The sequence below is a fragment of the Vibrio sp. 2-1-2a genome (assembly GCF_032648565.1).
In the GTDB taxonomy this organism is placed as follows: domain Bacteria; phylum Pseudomonadota; class Gammaproteobacteria; order Enterobacterales; family Vibrionaceae; genus Vibrio; species Vibrio diabolicus.
Window position 1 is genome coordinate 1 of the sequence record NZ_WBOH01000010.1, and the last position, 19,823, is coordinate 19,823.

16 protein-coding genes and 2 pseudogenes are annotated in these 19,823 nt (G+C 43.9%); 15 read left to right on the top strand and 3 right to left on the bottom strand.

Going from position 1 to position 19,823, the window contains the following annotated elements; all coding sequences use genetic code 11:
* Positions 1–232 precede the first annotated feature (232 nt).
* The 7 genes from F7Y48_RS20070 to F7Y48_RS20105 all read left to right on the top strand — a co-directional run bounded on the left by F7Y48_RS20070 (position 233) and on the right by F7Y48_RS20105 (position 5,031).
* Positions 233–943: a DUF2971 domain-containing protein gene (locus tag F7Y48_RS20070; RefSeq protein ID WP_316685321.1), complete on the top strand. Its 711-nt coding sequence runs from the start codon at positions 233–235 to the stop codon at positions 941–943.
* A gap of 141 nt (positions 944–1,084) precedes the next feature.
* The gene (locus tag F7Y48_RS20080; protein ID WP_025523884.1) at positions 1,085–1,459 is read left to right on the top strand and encodes a hypothetical protein; all 375 of its coding nucleotides are present in this window, start codon (positions 1,085–1,087) and stop codon (positions 1,457–1,459) included.
* Positions 1,460–1,599: 140 nt separating this feature from the next.
* The gene (locus F7Y48_RS20085) at positions 1,600–2,178 is read left to right on the top strand and encodes an ankyrin repeat domain-containing protein (protein ID WP_048625632.1); all 579 of its coding nucleotides are present in this window, start codon (positions 1,600–1,602) and stop codon (positions 2,176–2,178) included.
* Positions 2,179–2,800: 622 nt separating this feature from the next.
* Complete coding sequence (locus tag F7Y48_RS20090; RefSeq protein ID WP_069547526.1) at positions 2,801–3,283, top strand: hypothetical protein; 483 nt, start codon at positions 2,801–2,803, stop codon at positions 3,281–3,283.
* A 143-nt stretch (positions 3,284–3,426) separates the two neighbouring features.
* Positions 3,427–3,936 carry an N-acetyltransferase family protein gene (locus F7Y48_RS20095; RefSeq protein WP_316685322.1) on the top strand — a complete coding sequence of 170 codons (510 nt, stop codon included), beginning with the start codon at positions 3,427–3,429 and terminating at the stop codon, positions 3,934–3,936.
* A 135-nt stretch (positions 3,937–4,071) separates the two neighbouring features.
* Positions 4,072–4,407: a TonB family protein gene (locus F7Y48_RS20100; RefSeq protein ID WP_104040754.1), complete on the top strand. Its 336-nt coding sequence runs from the start codon at positions 4,072–4,074 to the stop codon at positions 4,405–4,407.
* A 147-nt stretch (positions 4,408–4,554) separates the two neighbouring features.
* Positions 4,555–5,031 carry a GNAT family N-acetyltransferase gene (locus F7Y48_RS20105; protein WP_316685323.1) on the top strand — a complete coding sequence of 159 codons (477 nt, stop codon included), beginning with the start codon at positions 4,555–4,557 and terminating at the stop codon, positions 5,029–5,031.
* 191 nt (positions 5,032–5,222) lie between these two features.
* On the opposite strand, the gene F7Y48_RS20110 is transcribed toward F7Y48_RS20105, so the two are convergent.
* Positions 5,223–6,077 (bottom strand): helix-turn-helix transcriptional regulator, encoded by an 855-nt coding sequence (locus F7Y48_RS20110; RefSeq protein ID WP_006741462.1) that lies wholly within the window; start codon positions 6,075–6,077, stop codon positions 5,223–5,225.
* Positions 6,078–6,194: 117 nt separating this feature from the next.
* Between F7Y48_RS20110 and F7Y48_RS20115 the strand changes: the two genes are divergently transcribed.
* The 8 genes and pseudogenes from F7Y48_RS20115 to F7Y48_RS20150 all read left to right on the top strand — a co-directional run bounded on the left by F7Y48_RS20115 (position 6,195) and on the right by F7Y48_RS20150 (position 18,304).
* Positions 6,195–9,767: a hypothetical protein gene (locus tag F7Y48_RS20115; RefSeq protein ID WP_301660411.1), complete on the top strand. Its 3,573-nt coding sequence runs from the start codon at positions 6,195–6,197 to the stop codon at positions 9,765–9,767.
* Entirely contained in the window at positions 9,749–11,812 is a 2,064-nt protein-coding gene (locus F7Y48_RS20120; protein WP_301660410.1) for a hypothetical protein, read from the top strand. Before F7Y48_RS20115 ends, F7Y48_RS20120 begins: the two co-directional genes overlap by 19 nt.
* A gap of 144 nt (positions 11,813–11,956) precedes the next feature.
* A pseudogene (locus F7Y48_RS20125) lies at positions 11,957–12,669 on the top strand (type I restriction-modification system subunit M N-terminal domain-containing protein); the annotation flags it as partial.
* Positions 12,670–12,907: 238 nt separating this feature from the next.
* Positions 12,908–13,876: a helix-turn-helix transcriptional regulator gene (locus F7Y48_RS20130; RefSeq protein WP_023584732.1), complete on the top strand. Its 969-nt coding sequence runs from the start codon at positions 12,908–12,910 to the stop codon at positions 13,874–13,876.
* Between the two features lie 40 nt (positions 13,877–13,916).
* Positions 13,917–15,086, top strand: coding sequence for a chemotaxis protein (locus tag F7Y48_RS20135; protein WP_269665233.1), 1,170 nt, complete (start codon positions 13,917–13,919; stop codon positions 15,084–15,086).
* Positions 15,087–15,102: 16 nt separating this feature from the next.
* On the top strand, positions 15,103–15,507 hold the full coding sequence (locus F7Y48_RS20140) for a TerB family tellurite resistance protein (protein ID WP_023584734.1): 405 nt from the start codon (positions 15,103–15,105) through the stop codon (positions 15,505–15,507).
* 3 nt (positions 15,508–15,510) lie between these two features.
* Entirely contained in the window at positions 15,511–16,434 is a 924-nt protein-coding gene (locus tag F7Y48_RS20145; RefSeq protein ID WP_023584735.1) for a hypothetical protein, read from the top strand.
* Positions 16,435–16,444: 10 nt separating this feature from the next.
* Positions 16,445–18,304, top strand: a complete 1,860-nt coding sequence (locus F7Y48_RS20150; RefSeq protein WP_301660409.1) for a DNA repair protein — start codon at positions 16,445–16,447, stop codon at positions 18,302–18,304.
* Positions 18,305–18,334: 30 nt separating this feature from the next.
* Here the strand turns inward: F7Y48_RS20150 and F7Y48_RS20155 are convergent, their stop codons facing one another.
* The gene (locus F7Y48_RS20155) at positions 18,335–19,114 is read right to left on the bottom strand and encodes an ion transporter (protein ID WP_258489203.1); all 780 of its coding nucleotides are present in this window, start codon (positions 19,112–19,114) and stop codon (positions 18,335–18,337) included.
* A gap of 240 nt (positions 19,115–19,354) precedes the next feature.
* A pseudogene (locus F7Y48_RS20160) lies at positions 19,355–19,554 on the bottom strand (transposase); the annotation flags it as partial.
* Positions 19,555–19,823 lie beyond the last annotated feature (269 nt).

Below are 19,823 nucleotides of genomic sequence, written 5' to 3' on the forward strand. Positions count from 1 at the left end.
GCAAACGGTGAGTTTGCATTTTCTCGTGTTTGGACAAAGCAAAAGGGTAACTGGCAGGTTATCTCTGCGCACTCAACAGTTATCGCATAACAAACTGTTCAAGAGGGATTCGCAACGCGTGGCATTTTCACTATGCGTTGATTTTAGTGATTAAGGTGGTTTGCAGCTGCTTTTGTATTGCGTTGCTCACCCCTTAACAGGGCGTTATAACTAATTGGGGAGTTCGAATTAGATGAGGCTAGAGATTGGTAATGGGCTTGAACTTGATACGACTATATGTCGGTATTTCTCATTCGAGTCTTTTGTTCACTTTGTTGAAACGGGAATGCTCACTTTCACCAAAGTTTCTAATTGGGATGACCCATGGGAAACGGAGCTTTCAAATTACGATAGGGATGAAAAAGGCAATAAAGCCCTGTATTCGAGGTCTCAGCATTTTTTTGGTCAATGTTGGACAACCAAATTAGAATCGGATGCTATGTGGAGGATTTATTCGCCTTCAAAATCTGGGGTAAAAATCACGACAAACATTGGTCAGTTTGACTTGTTGCAAAACATTCGACGTTTAGGTGTAGAGAAAGTAGTTTACTTTTCTCACTGGAAACAGTTGCCCAAATTAACTAACGAAGATAAAAGCCCTTATCTTGATGTGCGCTATAAGCGAGATGCTTTTAGCCATGAAGAAGAGGTTAGGTTTATAGTCCATCCAGATTCGGTATTTGACGGTGATTTTTGGGATAACTCACACATCAACTTGCCTATCGGCGTTGATAGCTTTATTCAATCCATTGAAATTGACCCTAGAGCACCAATTTGGGTTGTTGATATGATTGAAAGTTATGTTAAGCGTGTGTTACCTGAGGTTTCTCTCAGTAAGTCTAATTTGTACCAGAAAAATACGGAGTTCAGTCTAGTTAAAAAATGGGTTCCGGTGGAAGATTAGTTATAACAAACTGTTTAAGAGTGATTCGCAACGCGTGGCATTTTTACTATGCATTGGTTTTAGTGTTTAAGGTGGTATGCGGAGGCATCGGGATTGCGTTGCTCACACCTTAACAGGGCGTTAGGCATATAAGGAGTTTTAGTGAATAAGTCAGAGCTTATAGATGCATTAAAAGAAACAGGGATTGTAGCTAAAGAGAATGATGCAAACGGCGTAAGAGTGTTAATAACTTTAAATGACAATGAATCTATTAAGAGCAAAAACGAAAAAGGTTATTGGGATTTAAAGCTAAAACAAGCGCAATTTTGGGCAGTTATCCTAACTGTAGTTTGCTTAATTATTTCTACTACTTGGGGAGTATTTTCGCAAAGCACCCCTGAAGCTCAATATATACCAAGAGATGGTTATGTATTGAAGTTAACTAATGGCGGCAAAAGTAAATGCATGATTCCTGAAGTAAATGAGAACCAAACTAAAATGTACACAAAATTAACAGGCGTTGAACCTTGTTTTTGATATATGCCTAACAAACTGTTTAAGAGTGATTCGCAACGCGTGGCATTTTTACTATGCGTTGTGCTTAGTGTTTAAGGTGGTATGCGGGAGCTTTGGTATTGCGTTGCTCACACCTTAACAGGGCGTTAGGAGGGATTATTTTGAAGCGATTTTTACTAGCAGCTTTATCCATAGTGTTTTTGACAAGTGATTCAAGTTCTTGCAAAAGCAGAAACGACCCTAGTAGTCCTATAAATATCGCAATTTATCAGATGATTGAGGGAAAAAGCAGCTCGTATGCTCAACGTTTGTTGAAGAAGGGAATGGACGTTAATACAGTCAATTCATGTGGAGCGTCACTATTACTCATGGCGTCATTTCTTGGTGACCATGAACTGGTAAAAACTTTACTATCAAGTGGTGCGCTCCCCAACATACAGAATTATGAAGGGAATAGCCCAGTTTTTGCATCTGCTAACTTCTCCAATAACAAAATATTAAAGCTACTTCTTGATAATGGAGGTGATCCCAATTTACTTCTTACTCAGGAGTATGTTTACAACTCACCATTAATGATTGCTGCAATCAATGAGAATATTGAAGGTGTTAGGTTATTATTAGAGGCGGGAGCCGATTGTAATTACCGCAATCAATTGGGAAATTCAGCAAGAAAAATTGGTGAGGCTTCATTGAATTTAGAGCTGAAAGCATTGCTTATGGCGTGCGAAAATCCCACCTAACAAACTGTTCAAGAGGGATTCGCAACGCGTGGCATTTTTACTATGCGTTGGTCTTAGCGATTAAGGTGGTTTGCAGAGGCATCGGTATTGCGTTGCTCACCCCTTAACAGGGCGTTAGCTTAAATCATTAACAAGGATGTGTAATGAGAAATAGAAAATGGATATTTGCAGCAATTTTGCTCATTGGTGGGCCTTCACTATTGCCATTTAGTTTGGAAGTGATATCCCTAATTGAGTTACTAGGCTTTTTTGGGTTATGGACAATTTATTCATCCTACGCTGAATACTTGGTGAATCACCCTAGATTCAAAAGAGGTCTGCGTTTAGCTACTAGTTGGGATTTTCAGCCGCAAATACTGTTCTCTCCGAGTGAACTTAAGGCATGTCCCCAGATAGTTTTTCATATGCTTCCAGTTCAGAGTGTAATGGTCTGGACTTTGAATATTCTGTTTTGGGGTGGTCTGGCTTGGTGCTACATAATTTAGCTAACAAATTGTTCAAGAGGGATTCGCAACGCGTGGCATTTTTACTATGCGTTGGTTTTAGTGATTAAGGCGGCATGCGGCAACATCGGTATTGCGTTGCTCACCCCTTAACAAGGCGTTATGTAATCGAGGCAATTTTGACAAATAACATTAGATATTTAGTTACCCAATATTGTGAAGCACAACGTGCGCACAGAGGTGTTTTAGGTTTTGTGTCAAAAGATACTGAAACACCACGAGAAGATGAGCAAGCTTTGATCTCTAAGGTTGATTCTTGCGAGTATTGTACTTTTCATAGTGCGTTCTTTGATCCAAGAACTGTTCAAGAAATACGTAAGACAACTCCAAAGCCTAGCTGGGAACGCTCAACACAAAAACTTTTAGCAAAAATTGGGTTTGGTACGAATTTATGCGTTTTAATCGTTATAACGGTACTGCTCTACGTTACAAAACCCCAAGCTTTAACGGGTGAAAATTTTGAAGCTTATGCTTTGGCAACTTCTGTGGGTTTTCTTTGTCTTTCTACAGTTTTCGATGAGTATGCGACGAAAAAGGCTAAACTATCTAACTTGTTTGCCTTTGCTTTAGCTGTAGTGTTCTATATCAATAAAATTACATAACAAACTGCTTAAGAGGGATTCACAACGCGTGGCATTTTTACTATGCGTTGATTTTAGTGATTAAGGTGGTTTGCGGCGGCTTTTGTATTGCGTTGCTCACCCCTTAGCAGGGCGTTATAAAGCTCGAAGAAAAAGGACATTTCGTGGAAATTCGAACAGGTAAATTTGAAGATGTTGCTGGCATTACCGACATCTTTAACTTTTATATTGAACATACCAATGCACGCTTTGAGGAATTTCCATTTACTCTGGAAAATCGTCAGGAATGGTTCTCTCAGTTCTCTAGCACTACCAAACATCAACTATATGTGGCCGTAGAAAACGGCGTGTTGCTAGGTTTTGCATGTTCCCAACAGTACAGAGCTATTTCAGCTTTTGACGACACTGTAGAAGTGACCGTTTATCTGGCACAAGAGGCCAAAGGGAAAGGTTTAGGTTCTAAGCTATATACTCAGTTGTTTTCATCCATTCGTGCTTATGGCGTCCATCGTGTATTGTCGGGTGTTGCATTACCAAACGACGCATCAGTGGCATTACATAAACGGTTTGGTTTCAGAGAAGTCGGTGTTTTTAATGAGTATGCCAAGAAACATGGACAGTACATTAGCTCGGTGTGGTTAGAAAAGGCGTTTAACGTAGAGTCCGCTTTATAACAAACAATTTAAGAGTGATTCGACACGCGTGGCATTTTTACTATGCGTGAGTTTTAGTGATTAGGGCGGTATGCGGCGGCATAGGTATTGCGTGCCTCACACCTTAATTGGGCGTTATGTTGTCAAAGATTAAGTATGAAGATTTTAATATTATTTATAGCGGCATTATTGTCTGGCTGCGCTGGTTTAATTGAAAGTGCTAGTTCCCCAAATTATCAAGAACACAAAGCTCGGGACAGTGTATCGCCTAGGAATCATAAAGGTTCAAGGAAAAACAAATTAGTCGGTACTGTTGTACTCACGTTTAATATTAGTAGTCAGGGTGATGTGATTGACATAATGGTTACTGATTCTGTACCTAAAGGAGTGTTCGATGCTGAAGCAGTGCGAATATTATCAAAACGGAAGTATGCGCCTTCCGAAAAAGGGGAAACTGGCCCTAAAAAAGCTAAGTTTGAGTTTAAAATTTGACACATAACAAACTGCTTAAGAGGGATTCGCAACGCGTGGCATTTTTGCTATGCGTTGATTTTAGTGCTTAAGGTGGCATGCGGCGGCTTTTGTATTGCGTTGCTCACCCCTTAGCAGGGCGTTAGGTGCTTGAAGGAAAAGGTAAGTATGGAAATTGCTTTTCAGCAGATAAACATTGATGATTTCGAATTGTGCGTTGCTGCGAGAAAAGATGCATACTTTTGTAGTTTTGGGCATTACGATGGTTTCGAAGACTTCATCAGTGGTTATCGTGAACGCGTCTTAGACCGGTTAGCAACATCAGGATGGTTCTATATCCATATATTTGTGGATGGTCAGTTTGCAGGGCAGTTAGAGTTTCGTAGCTTTTCACCCGAGTCGGAGACTGGCTATGTGCATCTCATTTACTTAAAACCAAATTTTCGTGGTTCAGGACTCGCTGCAAAAGTGCAGGATTATATTGTAAGCACTTTGAGTAAAGCGGGTTGTTTGCGTGCTGTACTTTCAGTAAGCCGAACTAACCATCGAGCTCTCACATTCTATAAGCGCCATGGTTGGGAGTTCGTGCGCAAGAATCCCAAGCACGATGAAACAGACTTTTACCAACTTTGGCTACGCACCTAACAAACTGTTCAAGAGGGTTTTTTAATTTCCACCTAAGATTTTGTTTTTTAACGCTTTATATTTCTTTTGCTACTCGTTGGGGGACATTTAGGGGAACTGCAAAAAATAACTTTAAAATGAGATCTGAATCACGTGTTGTGTCAATAAGTTCGCTCTATTTGTTATCTGAATACAGATCAATTTTTTCTTTATCATAGGTAATTTGTTAGCTCAGATAAATTACCTAATACAATTTGTTGGCCTTGAGGATTAGACTTCTGCGTGTGTATATCGATGCTATAAGCATCTAGCACATATCGTATTAATGATGCATTTGTAGCGATGCTAAGAACGCCGTCACTCATGGCATAGTCTTTTTCAATTACCTTTTTCTGTTTCTCGTTCAAACGCGGGTCAGGCACAATATCAACATTCACTTTAGTGATCCAAAGCTCGTCAGCGTGTTTGTCGTAAGTGGCTTGCTCGTTAATATCCGGTATTCCATGAATACGGCTTAACACAAAGTCGCGGAAGCCACCAGCATGTTCACAATAAGCGCGAACATGCCAGCGTAGTGGGGTACAAACTAAGGTATGAGGGGAAATTATGCGCCCCGAGCACTCACCATCTTTTAACGATGTGTAGCAAATATCGACACGTTTTTTCTCTCTGATGGCTTGAACTAACGGACGCAAAATTTCTGGTGATATGCTGCGTGTGACTGGGCGCACCATGGTTGTATTTTCAAAGCCCATATTGAGATCAGCAAATGTTACGGCCATATCTTCACTACGAGAAAGAATGTGCAGATACTCATCCGCATGACCGCTTGTTAACTTGGGAACAAAGCTATCGCTCGGCTTGTAGCCTTTAAGCCGTTTGTCGTAAATGAGGTTGCCAGGTGCGACATCAACTAAGTAAGTATTGATGTCTTTGGAGGCTTGCTGCCGACCAATGCCAAAGCTCTGTATTAAGTGGTTGGTATTTAATCTTCCTTCCCACAAAGCAATAATCTCAATCATTCTGTATCGAAACAGTAGATCCCAACGGATTGGCCACGCACTCATTCTAAGATTCCTGCCTAATTACTCGACATGTTTATGTATTCAGTATTTACCTGTCGCTAATGACGTCATACTATGATCTGGTTAATAAAACATCAAGATCTGCCGGGGTAATAGTGTATGAACGTGTCGATAGAAGAGTTTACTCATTTTGATTTTCAGCTTGCTCCCGATCCTTCGCCCCTTGAGCTGGTAATTACAGAGTCGCTCAAAAGTCACATTGAAGTAAATGGCGTTAAATCTGGTGCTTTGCTCCCATTACCGTTTCAGACAGGAATCGGTAAAACTTACACGGCACTAAATTTCTTACTCCAGCAGATGTTAGAGCAAATACGAAGCGAGCTGAAAGAAGAAAATACCAGCAACAAATCCAAACGCTTACTGTATTACGTTACTGATTCAGTAGATAACGTGGTAAGCGCGAAAGCAGACTTGTTGAAGTTAATTGAAAAGCAGACAGTCAAGGGTGAGCCTCGCTTCACTTTAGAACAACAAGAGTACCTTAAAGCGCAAATAGTACACCTGCCCAACCAGTCAGAGCAGCTATTGCAATGTTCTGATACGGTATTGAATGAAGTGTTAACCGGATTTAACTTGGACGCTGAGCGTGATGTTCAAGCAGAGTGGAGTGCCATATCAGGTCTAAGACGCCATGCGAGTAATCCTGAAGTTAAAGTCTCTTTAAATAGGCAAGCTGGTTACTTCTACCGTAATTTAGTCGACCGCTTGCAAAAGAAACAAAAAGGGACCGATAGAGTATTGTTGAGCGGTTCGTTGCTAACATCCGTTGAAACACTATTACCGGGTGAAAAAATGCGTAATGGAAGTGCTCATGTTGTTTTCTTAACGACTAGCAAGTTTCTGAAAGGCTTCCACAATACTCGTTCGCGTTATAGCCCATTGCGCGATCTAAGTGGTGCTGTACTTATCATTGATGAAATTGACAAGCAGAATCAGGTCATCCTTTCTGAGTTGTGTAAGCAACAAGCGCAGGACTTAATTTGGGCGATCAGAACATTAAGAGCAAACTTTAGAGATCATCAACTTGAGAGCTCGCCTCGCTACGACAAAATTGAAAACTTATTTGAACCACTCCGTGAGCGACTTGAAGAGTTTGGCACCAAGTGGAATCTAGCGTTCGCGTTTAATACGGAAGGAGCTAACTTGAATGAGCGGCCTGTTAGGTTGTTTTCGGATAGAAGCTTCACGCATGTAAGTAGTGCCACTCATAAGCTGTCATTAAAATCAGATTTATTGAGACAGAAAAATCTCATATTCAGCGATGAGAAAGTAGAAGGCTCTCTCATTGAAAAAAACGGCCTTTTAACCCGCTTTGTCAATGAAGCCGATGTTATATATCAGTGGTTTCTTGGCACAATGCGTAAAGCCGTGTTTCAGTACTGGGAGAACGTTCGTGGCCTAGAAATCGAAGTACGCGAAAATAGAAGTCTAGAAGGAACGTTTCAAGAAGCTGTTCAATCCCTGCTTACTCACTTCAACTTACAAGAATTTGAGTCTGCAGTTTACGAGTCTTTCGATACGCGGGGGTTACGGCAATCTGCAGGTGGTAAAGCGAACAAGTTAAGTTCTAGCAAGAGTTACCATCATACCGGACTAAAACTTGTAGAGGTGGCTCATAATCAGGGGACTCGCGATACCGTAAATTGTAAAGCGTCATTCCTAAACACTTCACCATCGGGTGTCTTAGCGGATATGGTTGATGCAGGTGCCGTCATCCTCGGGATAAGTGCAACGGCGAGAGCAGACACCGTAATACATAACTTTGATTTTAAATACTTGAATGAGCGTTTGGGTAAAAAGCTTCTATCTTTGTCGAGAGAGCAAAAACAGCGGGTAAATGATTATTACCATAGTAGACGCAACTATAAAGATAACGGCGTGGTTTTAACGGTCAAATATCTCAATAGCCGAGATGCATTTCTTGATGCTTTGTTGGAAGAATATAAGCCGGAAGCTCGGTCAAGTCACTTTATCCTAAATCACTATCTCGGTATTGGGGAATCAGAGCAGGCATTTGTTCGTAGTTGGTTGTCTAAGCTCTTAGCTAGCATTAAAGCGTTTATCTCAGCCCCTGATAATCGTTATATGCTGTCGTTGTTAAACCGCACCCTAGATACAACACGTCAGAACATTAACGATTTCATCCAGTTCTGCTGCGATAAATGGGCAAAAGAATTTAATGTCCAAACCAGGACATTTTTGGGTGTGAATGCTGATTGGATGAGGTTGGTTGGCTACGATGAAATTTCCAATCACCTAAACACTGAGCCAGGGAAAGTCGTTGTATTTAGTACATATGCTTCAATGGGAGCAGGTAAAAACCCTGATTACGCAGTTAATTTAGCGTTGGAAGGTGGAAGCTTAATATCCGTTGCCGATGTCACTTATAGCACCCAGCAGCGAAGCGATATAGACAGTATTTATCTTGAAAAACCTACTCAGCTACTCCTGTCAGATGATTACTCGCACACTGCTAACCAGCTTTGTCAGTTCCACCAAATCTTATCTTTGCAAGAGAACGGCGAGTTGTCACCGAAAAGCGCTGAAAGCTGGTGTCGACAGCAACTTATGGGCATGAGCAGAGAGCGCTCTTTACAGCAATATTACCAAACAAGTGACTACCAAAGCGCGATAAGGAAATACATTGAGCAAGCGGTAGGAAGAGCCGGGAGAACGTCTCTGAAACGAAAACAAATTCTCTTGTTTGCTGATTCTGGTTTGAAAGAAATTCTGGCAGAAGAGAGTCGAGACCCAAGTTTGTTTTCGCACGAATATATTGCTTTGGTTAATAAAGCGAAATCAGTTAATCAGTGTCTAGTTGAGGACCGATCTGTTCGACGTTTATTCAATCTTGCTCAAAGAAATAATAAAGATGGTATGCAGTCAATCAAAGCCTTAGTTCGCCGTCTACATAATCAACCAGCATCCGATAGTGATATTCAAGAATGGCAAGACATTAGAACTCAGTTGCTTAGCTATCCGACGGTGGCCTATCAACCAGAGCGATTCAATCGATTGTACTTACAGTCGATGACCAAAGGGTATTACCGCTATCAAGGTAATTTAGATGGTGATCCGAATGCCTTCGAGTTCTTTAATAGAGTACCTTCTGGCGATATGGTCTCAGAGGAAGCGTGTAGCCTGGCTACGTTAGTACAGAACCAATACGTGAGGCCGTGGTTTGAACACAAAGGCTTTGCCTGTTCGTGGCAAAAAGAAGGTTACGTGATGACGCCAGTTATGTTCACCAACATTTATAAGGGAGCGTTGGGGGAACAAGCGGTAGAGGCAGTTTTAACAGCATTCAATTTTACCTTTGAAGAAGTTCCAAATTCTATTTACGAGCGATTTGACAACAGAGTCATATTTGCAGGGATTGAGCAACCGATCTGGCTAGACAGCAAATATTGGAAGCATGAAGGAAATGAAAGCAGCGAAGGCTACAGTTCGAAAATTTCATTGGTAGAAGAAGAGGTTGGACCTTCGAAGTTTATTTACGTGAATGCGTTGGGGGATGCCTCAAAGCCGATTAGATATTTGGACTCGTGCTTCGTAGAAACCTCACCACAGTTAGCTAAAGTTATTGAAATTCCGGCACTAATTGATGATAGCAATGCCGACACCAACCTAACCGCAGTACAGGAGTTGATAAAATGGTTACACAACAGCTAGAACCTTCCTCACACGGTCCTTTATCAACCTTAGTGGAACAAATATCCATTGACACTGATTGGGTTGATAGAAGCTTCGCGATTTACTGTGTCAGTTATAAAGGAATCGACTTCTCAGAACGACCTAAGCGTTTAGTAACATTAGCGTCTGAAATCTATAAGTCAGGAAGTGTTTATTGCTTAGTCAAAGGTGCCAATAAAGAAGCGTGTTATTGGGTGCTGTTACCAAAGGACGCCAAATTAGACCTCAAAGACACGTCTTTGGCTATCAAACCAGTTAACGCTGCCGAGCTACCTACATGGCAATTGGCCCGTTTACTGCTCAAAGCGATACCAAAAGTATTGAGTGGCACTACGCCAGCGATAAAGCGCTTTGAAAGTGAAGGTTTATATTATCTAGTCAAAAGCAAAAAGTTACCGAAAGGTCACTCAGGCTATGAATTAACGACCGTGGAAATCGATTTAGCGCCATGTGCAGCGCTTGGATTCAAACAAACACTGTCAATGAATGCCAAAACGTTTTCCCCTTTGTCTTGGTTTACGTTAGAGAACGGAGAGATACCGAAAAAGGCAAAGTTTGCTACACGTTATCAACTTGATGATGTGGGGATGTTGGTAAGCAAATCCATAGAGGGAGACTACATCAAGAAGCCGCTTTACTCTAATGCGAAGAATCGAATTCAGGCGATTGATATAACCAAAGAATCTTATAGCGGTTTTCAACTATCTAAGATCGGTATTCTTGAACAGTTCATGCAAGATCTTAAGCAAGCTTATGGCGATTCAGTTTCGGTGAAGTTGCAGCGGATTCCCGGAGAAAAGCATAGATTTGTTTCAGATACGATTGTCAAAAATCACTATGTCGGGCTGTTTGATGCGTTAAAAGAGTATCGTTTGGTGATCTGTGATTTAACCGAAAGCAAAGATACTGACGCTGCATTAATCTTGCTTCATGGTATCGAGCATCTAGATATAAATGCAGAAATAGCTGACGTTCCGATTCGTGGTGCATTGAATATCCTAATTGTTGGTAATAAAGAGGCCTATAAGTCAGCAGCAGAAGACCCGTATCAGGTTTATCGCAAAAAATACCAAGACACGGTATTCCAAGCGTGTTATCCAGAACGATTATGGGATCGCAGAGGACAACCAAATCGGCATGTGATGGAAGTATTGTTAAAAGAACTGCTTATCAAGTTAGAAGTCCATACAAGAAAGCATTTGATTGAATACCCAAGCAGCCCTGAAGGATGTGTATATTACATGCCTCATCGGCCGCAAGGCGAATTTTCAGAGGTTCGAGACGGGCCGTGGCCAGTGTATGCGTCTAAGTTAGTGGCTGATGGATGGCAATATACACAAGCGACTCAAGAGGAGCTTGAAGATATTGAACTCGATTTAGGTAATGATAAATGGCAAGTATTTCAAGGATTCCAACGTTCCCCTTTTATTTATTGGCCGGAGACGGGGAACTATGCCATTTTCATTGACACTGGCATTCAAATGCTGCCGGAATTTGAAGCGGTTGCAGAGCGATTGCGTGAACTTAAAGAAGGCCGTTCACAAGATGTTCCTATTGCACTGTTGACTCAGTTCATTGAAGAAAACCCCGAGAGTAAAGTTGTAACCAAACTGAGAGTGATATTGTCAGAGTGGGATGATACGGCCCCTCTACCGTTTGATGAGTTTTCGACAATCGCATACAAAAGCAATGATGAAAAACAATTCTATGATTGGCTGCGCGAACAAGGATTCTTTTTAAAAACATCGATGAGAGGGCAAAGTGAGGGATTCTTTAATGCATCTTTAGGTTTCTTCTATAACCGAGAGCTGGGGATGTACTTTGCTGGTGGCAAAGGCAGCCCACAGAGCAAAATAGAAACTTTTAGCCATTTATACTTGATAAAGCATTCGTTTGATGCACTACCAGAAGAGGTAGAAAACTTGTTTGATGTTTATCACTTAAGACATCGTCTACCAACCGTAACGCCTTATCCATTTAAGCATTTACGTGAGCATATTGAGATGCAGTGTTTTAAATCTTGATATGTAGACCAAACCACGGAGCTAGTAGCGAGCAGAAACGCATGTTTTATTCGCTACTAGTGCCAAAAGTCAATAAAATCCTGTCCACTTATCCCTATTATTATTGTTTGAACTTCAAGCAACTATCGCTTTGGGACGAAAATTATGGACTACTCAGTACATAACAAACTCATTTCATTTATTTGGTCAATTACCGACGACTGTCTTCGTAATATTTATGTTCGTGTTTAATACTGCGGCGTTATCTTACCTATGGTGGTGCTGCGCCGTCTGGATACGCTTTTAGAGCCATCAAAAGAAGCGGTATTGGAAGAGGTTCGATTCCAAAAAGAAGAGATGAATGAAACTGAGCTTGATGATGCCCCATTGTGCGCTGCATCAGGTAATGTGTTCTACAACACTTCCAAGTGGACTCTGCAAACGCTATTCAGTACGGCGACTAACAACCAACAGATTTTGCTGGCTAACTTCGAAGATTACATCAACGGTTTAAGCGACAACGTAAAAGAGATTGTTGAGTGTTTAACCTGAAAGCTCAAATCCGTCACATGGCGGGTAAAGACGTCCTGCTAAATGTGTTTGAGAAGTTCGTTTCGCCATACATCAACTTAACGCCAACAGTGAAAGAAGATCCTGAGGGCAACAAACTACCTGCACTTGGCAATCTTAGTAAGGGCTATATATTTGAGGAATTGATCCTTGAGTTCAATGAAGAGAACAATGAAGAGGCGAGTGAGCACTTTACCCTACGTGAAGTTATTGAGCTAATGACACACCTTGTTTTCGATCCAATCTAAGATAACTTGCCACTTTCAATCACAGTGTATGACCCTGCATGTGGTAGTGGCGGTATGCTTTATCGGAGTCATTAATGTTCAATTGGCCATGTATTCTGAAATTGGATGCTGATGATGAACTCTTTTTGGTATCCGACATATTCTGACGCAGCTAGCGGTAAAATTTTCATAAACGATATGAGCATGATTTATATCAAAAATATCTGATATAAATCTGGCTTAAATCAGCAATGTATAGCGACTTTGTGATAGTTTTCGCTACTTGACGCACGAGATGCAGTATACAAATGAGCACAAAATGAAAAAAAAGTCATCTCTGAATGAATCTCTGAATCTGGCGCTTGAGATCCTCAAGCGCATTCCAAAGTCCAGATACATCACGGTTAAAGAGCTGCAGAGCCAGTTGGCTGAGGTGGGCATTGAGCGCGATATCCGCACCTTACAGAGGATCATGGAAACCTTATCAGAGCAGTTTAACCTTGACCGCAACGACAAAAGCAAACCTTACGGCTATAAGCTGACCCAAGTCAACGCGGTACTCAGTCTGCCGACCCTGTCGGCCCAGGAGTCTCTGCTGTTTCATCTGGCGCGGGAATACCTGGCGGGCCTTTTGCCGAGCCGGATGTTTGCTGCCATGGACGGGTTCTTTCATGAGGCGGACTACCAGCTTAATCCGACCTCACCTAACCAAAAAGAGCGCAGCTGGCTGAAGAAGGTCAGAGTCGTGAGTGAAACCCAGCCTCTGCTCGCCCCGCATCTGGACGAGGAAGTGCTCAGGACCATCAGCCAGGGTCTGTACGAAGACCGGTGGCTGAGTCTGGAATACACCAACAGCAAAGACGAACCGAAAAAAGCGACCGTCATGCCACTTGGCATCGCGCAGCAGGGCAAGCGACTTTACCTGGTCTGTCGTTTTGAAGGTTACACGAATGAGCGAACTTTAGCCATCCACCGGGTGACCAGCGTGCACTTGTCCACCTTCACCTTTGACCGGCCGGAGGATTTTGACCTGGCAAAATACGATGCGGACGGAAGGTTTGGTTTTGGCGAAGGTCAACAGTGCCGACTACAGTTCTGCATCACCAAGTCTGATGGTTACTTTCTGCGCGAAACACCACTGTCACCGGACCAGCAAGTCGTTGAGCGTGATGATTCGCTGCATATCAGCGCGAGTGTGATTGATTCGCTCTACCTGAAAAAGTGGCTCAACAGCTTCGGCGACAATATTTGGGATATCGAGATCCAGCCGATGGCATCGGTCTCCTGATACTTAATAACAAACTAACAACCTGTTTAAGGGAACAACAATGGAAATTACGTTAGAGCTACTATTTTGGACATTGGTTGGCTGTGCTGGCTTGATCGTGCTACTGCAAGCTATCTCCATCAACAAAAAGCATCAGATGCAGCAATGGGCACTCGATGAAGCTAAGCGGGTCAATGCCCGGTTTGATCAGCACAGTACGCAAATGGACAGGCAGGCTGGTGAGCTCGGCCAACAACTCAGCGATAAAACGGACCAGTTGCTCAGAGTGATGAAAATCGTTGCGGGCGACATCATCCAGCACGTTACTGCTGAAGTTAACCAGCAGGGCGCACAAGTGGTCGCGCGCCTGTCTGCGGCGGAGAAAGAAGTGGTGAGCGAGCTGACTCAGCTCTCTTCACAGCTTGCCGCGACCGAGGCTGAGCTAAAAGGTGCAGCGCTGGCGCTGGAGCAAAAGTTGCTGGAGCAGCACACCAGCACCGGGGCCAGCTTGTCTGCGATGCAAAGCAAACAAGAGAGAACCGATGGCCTGATCGCGCAGCAGGCTGCAGAGCAGCAACGGCAGATCGAGGCTCTGCATGCATTGAGCCAGGAGCAGCATCAGGAAAGCCGTCACCTGCACTCTGAGTTGGCACGCACCCAGGCGGAAAGTGCTAGGTCACTGGCGAAAAAACAGAGCGAAGAGTTAATCCACGTGCAGAAGCTGGTGGGCCAGTCCCACAGCAGCCTGAAAGCCTTGCTGCAAACGCTTCAGCAGTTGGACGAGAAGCGCGATTTTGCGGCCAAGCAGGCCGGTATTGCCCAGCTTGAACATTTAACCACCCAGATCCAGCAGTTACGCGCCGATAACCTGGTGAGCCTGACCAATGAACTGGCCAGGCATCAGGAGCTGACGATTGACACGGACGATTTCGTCAAGCGGCTAGGCGACTGCAAAGTGACCCAGATCGAGGACAAGCACTCCGGCCAGGTGACGCAGATTTACTATGAAAACGGCAAAAAGCGCAGCAGTGATACCTTTGCCGGTACCCAGCTCAAATACCAGATGACGTTTAATGAGGACGGAAAACCGGCACGGGGCTGTGAATTCGACCAGGCCGGAAACCTGGTGTTCGAATACCTGTATGACGATGCCGGCGAAATCAGCAAGCGTATCGAGACGGTCTATGACCCGAAAGGCAACGAAAAACAAAAACTAGAAACAGCGTATTAATTATTGGGGACAACACATGTACTTATCTGAACTGAATATTGGCGAGAAGAAGAACTTCCTGGAACTGGCGAAATACGCCATGGGGTTGAACGGTGAGCAGAAGACCGAAGAGCAGACGATTTTTCAGTCGTTTGTGCAGGAATGTGGTCTGACGGAGCATACCCTGACCAAGCAGGACAACATTGAGTCCGTGATCAAAGTGCTGGCAAAATCAAAAGGGAAAAGCAAACGCATCATACTGGTTGAACTGTTCGGGATCCTGTTGGCCGACGGTGAGGTGTGCATCGAGGAAGAGGCGTTTATGGACAAGCTCAGCGATGCGCTGGCGATCGACAGCTTTGAAGTGAAGAAAATGCAGCGTTGGGTGAACGCCATGAACGATATGGTGGCGGAAGGCTATGCCATGATTGATAAGGAATAATGTATGGGCTTTGTTAGCAGATTAGGAAGTTGGTGTTCAAGCGCATATAGTGCGGCAAAAAATTTCACATCGAAAGCTACAGGTGCTGTAAAGCAGACGTGCTCTAAGGTATGGAGCGCCTTTACGGGTAAGCACTATGCCGATGAAGCGGAATCAATCATTGCCGAAACGGAAAAACGGTTTACCGATGCCAAGCAGATTTACGAGCAAGAGGTCAGACAGATATCCGCCAGTATCGAGACTAAGATCAGCCGGATCAACCGCCAGAAGCAGGACATTTACGCGATTCACTTCGAGCGTTTTATCAAGGTATCAAAGCGGATGCACAACGTTACGGTAAAGGGTCAGCCTTTTGAAGAGCTGTTCGATGACCGCATCCTGGAGATCAAACCGCAACGTGGTGTCAGGGCGAAATCAGAGATCATGTTGATTGATTTTAATCAGATGGGCCTGTTGGATACACTGGGTATGGTGCTGACCTTGGGCTTCTTTTCGCGTAAGAAAGCCAAAGAGTCGCTCGAGCGTGCCAAGCAGGAGCGCGCGCGCGTGACTGAAGAGATCACCAAGCTGGAGGCACAGCAGAAGCAACTTAAGGTGATCGAAGAGTCAATCGATAACGTGGTGGTGTATTTCGATGAACTGGTGGCCAACTACAGCAAGTTATTGGACCGGTTCGAATACGGAATCCAGACCCAGCGCATGCATCAGATGGCCGAAAACAGCGATGTGTTTGCCCACAAACTCGATTTTAAGCGTTTGCCGATTGTTCACCTGGAAGAGTTTCGTGCCCTGTTTAACTTGTCGATTGTCCTGAAACAGATGGCAAACCTGGGTTACTTGTCAGAATCGGGTGAGTTCATTGCCGCCGACAGCGAGAAAGCCAAAGCGGTGTACGAGATGTCTCAGTCACACTCTTTGTGCGCATGAGGAGGTAATGATGGCAAGCAAGCAAGATTTTGAGATCAAGTCATTGTCCAGTACCGAGCTAGTTGAGCGGCTTGAGGGCTGCTCGCCACTGCAGGCCAGCAAAGTGCTGCTGGATGTCGAACTGCACGATCAGCGAGACAGCCTGGAAGTGTTACAGACCATTGAGGAGGAAATGGCCGACAGTCAAGCGGGCATCGGCGAGTCACTGGTTAAGCCGATCCTGCTGAACGTGTGTGACGGGCTGGTCAGCCACCCGAAACTCAAGTTGTCAAAAAAGGGGCTTACAGCCTCCCGGTTGGTGAATGAGTTACAGAGTTTCAGTTATGATGCGTCGGCGAGTATGGTGGCCGATCATCGGCTCGATAAACAACGTCTGGACGAGCATACGCGAAAGCAGCGAGACGATAAGGGGCCATACAAAGGTAAGCGCAAGATAGTCGAAGATACCGATAAGCTCGATGACTACCTAGACAGTCGTATCAAAAACAACCGGCGCATCGAAAGTGAGCTTGAAGTCAATGAGCAGGGGCAGAAACGCTATTTATACCGGAGAAGCGATGCGATCAACCAGGCGAAAAAAGAGCAGGGGGTCAACTATTCCAAAAGTGAGATTAACGTTGATCACCAGGTTCCGCTGAAACATGCTTTTGAGGAGTATGGCCAGAGTAAAGCAATTTCGCTCGATGATCTGAAAACGGCGCTCAACCAGGACGCGAACTTTAAGAATATCTCCGGAAAGCTCAACACTTCAAAAGGAGAGAAATCCTGGAGTGAATACCAGCAGTGGGTCGAGAACAAGCGAGGCCGGCTTGAACGTAAGCAAAGAGCGGGGACCCTATCCAAGTCGGAACAGCAGGAGTTAAACGACCTGCCGACGCAAAAAACGCTGGATAATGCCCTGGAGGCCGAAAAAACAGCAAAGGAGGCGATCGAAAGTGATCTGAACAAAGTGGTGGCTAACAAGCTAAAAACAGATCGTAACATGGGCAAAAAACTGGCGAAGGAAGCCTACGGCCAGGCGAAAGATGAGTTGGAAGAAAAGGGTATTGGTGAGCTCATCATCCTCATCATTAAACCCATTTTCTTTGAGCTGCGAGACACTTTCCAATATGGCGTACTCCATGGACTAGAGACCGATTCCAAGCTAGATGCGATAGGAATACGGTTCAAGAGAGCGTATCGTTACATCATGGCGAACCTGAAACATGTCGGGTTTGATGTTATCAAGGACGCACTGAAAAACTTCGTCAAGTACCTGATCAATGCGGTTATTAATCTGTTTGTTGGAATGTTAAAACGGGCGCTGAAGATCATTTCTGAAGGATTTAATGCCATAATCCAGGCGATCAAGATCCTGTTCAGTGACAGCACTCCGGCGCAGAAAGCCGATGCGATTACCAAGTTGCTTGCTACGACCGTGGTCACCTATGTGAGTTTCACCTTTGAACAGGTGATATCACCCTATGTCGACATGATCCCTGTGGTGGGTGAGCATCTCAAAGAGGCTACCGGCATCATGGTGTCCGGGATTGGTTCAACCCTGGTGGTTTGGCTGCTTGATCAGGCCGATATTTTTTCAACCAAGGCCGAGCTGCGTACCAAGCGGGTTAAAGAAGTTTTTGAGATGAGAATTCAGCAAATCAAAGACAACACGGATGCGTTTGAACAGGCGTCGATAGCCAAACTAGCCCGGGATAAACTGCAGTTTCGCTCGCTGACTGAACATCTATCAAGAGCTATTGATGGTGACAGTAACGTCAACTCTGACGTTGAAGCGATAGCCGATTTCATGAAAGTCGATCTTAAAATCAGATCCAGCGATGATTTTATGGCCCTGCTGGAAAACAATAATACGCTGGAAATCGCATAACCCACTACGCCTCTGAATCAGAGGCGTTTTTTATTCAATCTTGTGCTTTATCTCGGTTAGTAGCTGTTTAATTTCACGATTTTCTCGCCTTAGCTCAAGCACCTCCCGCTTGAGGTCATCATTGTTGTCACTGACCAGTTCATCAACGAACACTGCATTCGCTAGAGAAACCGCAATAAAGCCGCCGCTGACCAGGACGATGATGGTAAAGGCATTGACGCTGGCGTGCAGCAAGGGATGGCTGGTTTTATCGATAGAGTCCGGCAATGCACCCCAGTTCTCAATGGTAAATATCTCAAAGACAGTGTTGAGTGATGTCAATGGAGTACTAAAATAGTCGGGAACGCTGGTGGAAAACAGGATAAATCCAATCAGTGAAAAGAAGCACAACAGGCAGAAAAGCAGGATCAACACCGCTTTGGAGCTTTTGATCGCCCGAGCTAATCCGCTCAGAACTTGTGAGCCGTTCGGGATGATCTTGAACACGCGGATAACCGAGATTAACCTGAACACGCGTAAATAGATAACACTATCGATATCGGCGATAGGCATGGCGACCAGGCTGGCAGCCAGTAAAAAGAAGTCAAACTGACAGGACGGGGACTGAAAATATCTCCTCCACGACAGCACGTGTACTTTCAAGAAAAATTCCAGCGAAAAATAGATCAAAACACAAATATCGATGTACTGAAATGCGTGGTTTTCGTACAGGTGCTGCGTAAAAAATATTAGCAGTGAACTGATCACGACATACGATGAGAGTCGATCTAAGCTTTTTAAAGATATCGATCCTTTTGATAATACAAACATAAAGTTGATTCCTGACTTAAGGCAGTTATTTTATCATGAATTAGCTCCAGCTAAATAGCTATTCCTAAATGTAATCCACTGGTGTATAGAAACAAAAAGGAACTCGGTAACGTTTGAGCAATCTGAACTGTCGCCAAACATACAAACTCGCAACCGTTACCGAGTACGCATGATTCTAACATTGCCTGACAGCGCCGAGCGACGTCATATGATCAAAAAGATGCATAAGGATGAAGATCATACAGACAGCCAATAGTTCCCCCTTGAGATTCAGATAGGTAGAGATCAAGCAGTTCCTTCTTTCCGTCGATTTTCAGTTCTAGGATGGCGTGAATAGTTTTGCTTATGTAGCGTCCGTCTTCCTTGATTTTATAGTGGATAGCGTCAAGCTAAACAAAGGGATAGAGCACGTTGAGCGGTCGCTGTTGCCACTCTTTAAGCGGACTTCGTAACAGTGACTCGGTTCCGCTTCCATAGAAGTTAATTCATATTTTACTAAATTAAAAAGATAACTCGAATTGCCCTTATTCCGTGCTGGCAACTAGGAAGGAATCCTTCGCAGTTGCTTAAATCACCTTCGGCCTTTGTTGAGTAGACGACATCTGTTACCAAGTGTCGTCCCTCTAAGATGTATGGACTCCCTCTCTCCAAGGAGCTACGGTTGAAGTTGATCAAAACCTAACCAAGAGTCCATACAATGCAGAAATAT

What these genes read in the sequence shown, in the direction of transcription:
- F7Y48_RS20070 (WP_316685321.1), top strand. Translation starts at nt 233, where the DNA reads ATGAGGCTAGAGATTGGTAATGGGCTTGAACTTGATACGACTATATGT.
- F7Y48_RS20100 (WP_104040754.1), top strand. Translation starts at nt 4,072, where the DNA reads ATGAAGATTTTAATATTATTTATAGCGGCATTATTGTCTGGCTGCGCT.
- F7Y48_RS20105 (WP_316685323.1), top strand. Translation starts at nt 4,555, where the DNA reads ATGGAAATTGCTTTTCAGCAGATAAACATTGATGATTTCGAATTGTGC.
- F7Y48_RS20110 (WP_006741462.1), bottom strand. Translation starts at nt 6,077, where the DNA reads ATGAGTGCGTGGCCAATCCGTTGGGATCTACTGTTTCGATACAGAATG.
- F7Y48_RS20115 (WP_301660411.1), top strand. Translation starts at nt 6,195, where the DNA reads ATGAACGTGTCGATAGAAGAGTTTACTCATTTTGATTTTCAGCTTGCT.
- F7Y48_RS20120 (WP_301660410.1), top strand. Translation starts at nt 9,749, where the DNA reads ATGGTTACACAACAGCTAGAACCTTCCTCACACGGTCCTTTATCAACC.
- F7Y48_RS20130 (WP_023584732.1), top strand. Translation starts at nt 12,908, where the DNA reads ATGAAAAAAAAGTCATCTCTGAATGAATCTCTGAATCTGGCGCTTGAG.
- F7Y48_RS20135 (WP_269665233.1), top strand. Translation starts at nt 13,917, where the DNA reads ATGGAAATTACGTTAGAGCTACTATTTTGGACATTGGTTGGCTGTGCT.
- F7Y48_RS20140 (WP_023584734.1), top strand. Translation starts at nt 15,103, where the DNA reads ATGTACTTATCTGAACTGAATATTGGCGAGAAGAAGAACTTCCTGGAA.
- F7Y48_RS20145 (WP_023584735.1), top strand. Translation starts at nt 15,511, where the DNA reads ATGGGCTTTGTTAGCAGATTAGGAAGTTGGTGTTCAAGCGCATATAGT.
- F7Y48_RS20150 (WP_301660409.1), top strand. Translation starts at nt 16,445, where the DNA reads ATGGCAAGCAAGCAAGATTTTGAGATCAAGTCATTGTCCAGTACCGAG.
- F7Y48_RS20155 (WP_258489203.1), bottom strand. Translation starts at nt 19,114, where the DNA reads ATGTTTGTATTATCAAAAGGATCGATATCTTTAAAAAGCTTAGATCGA.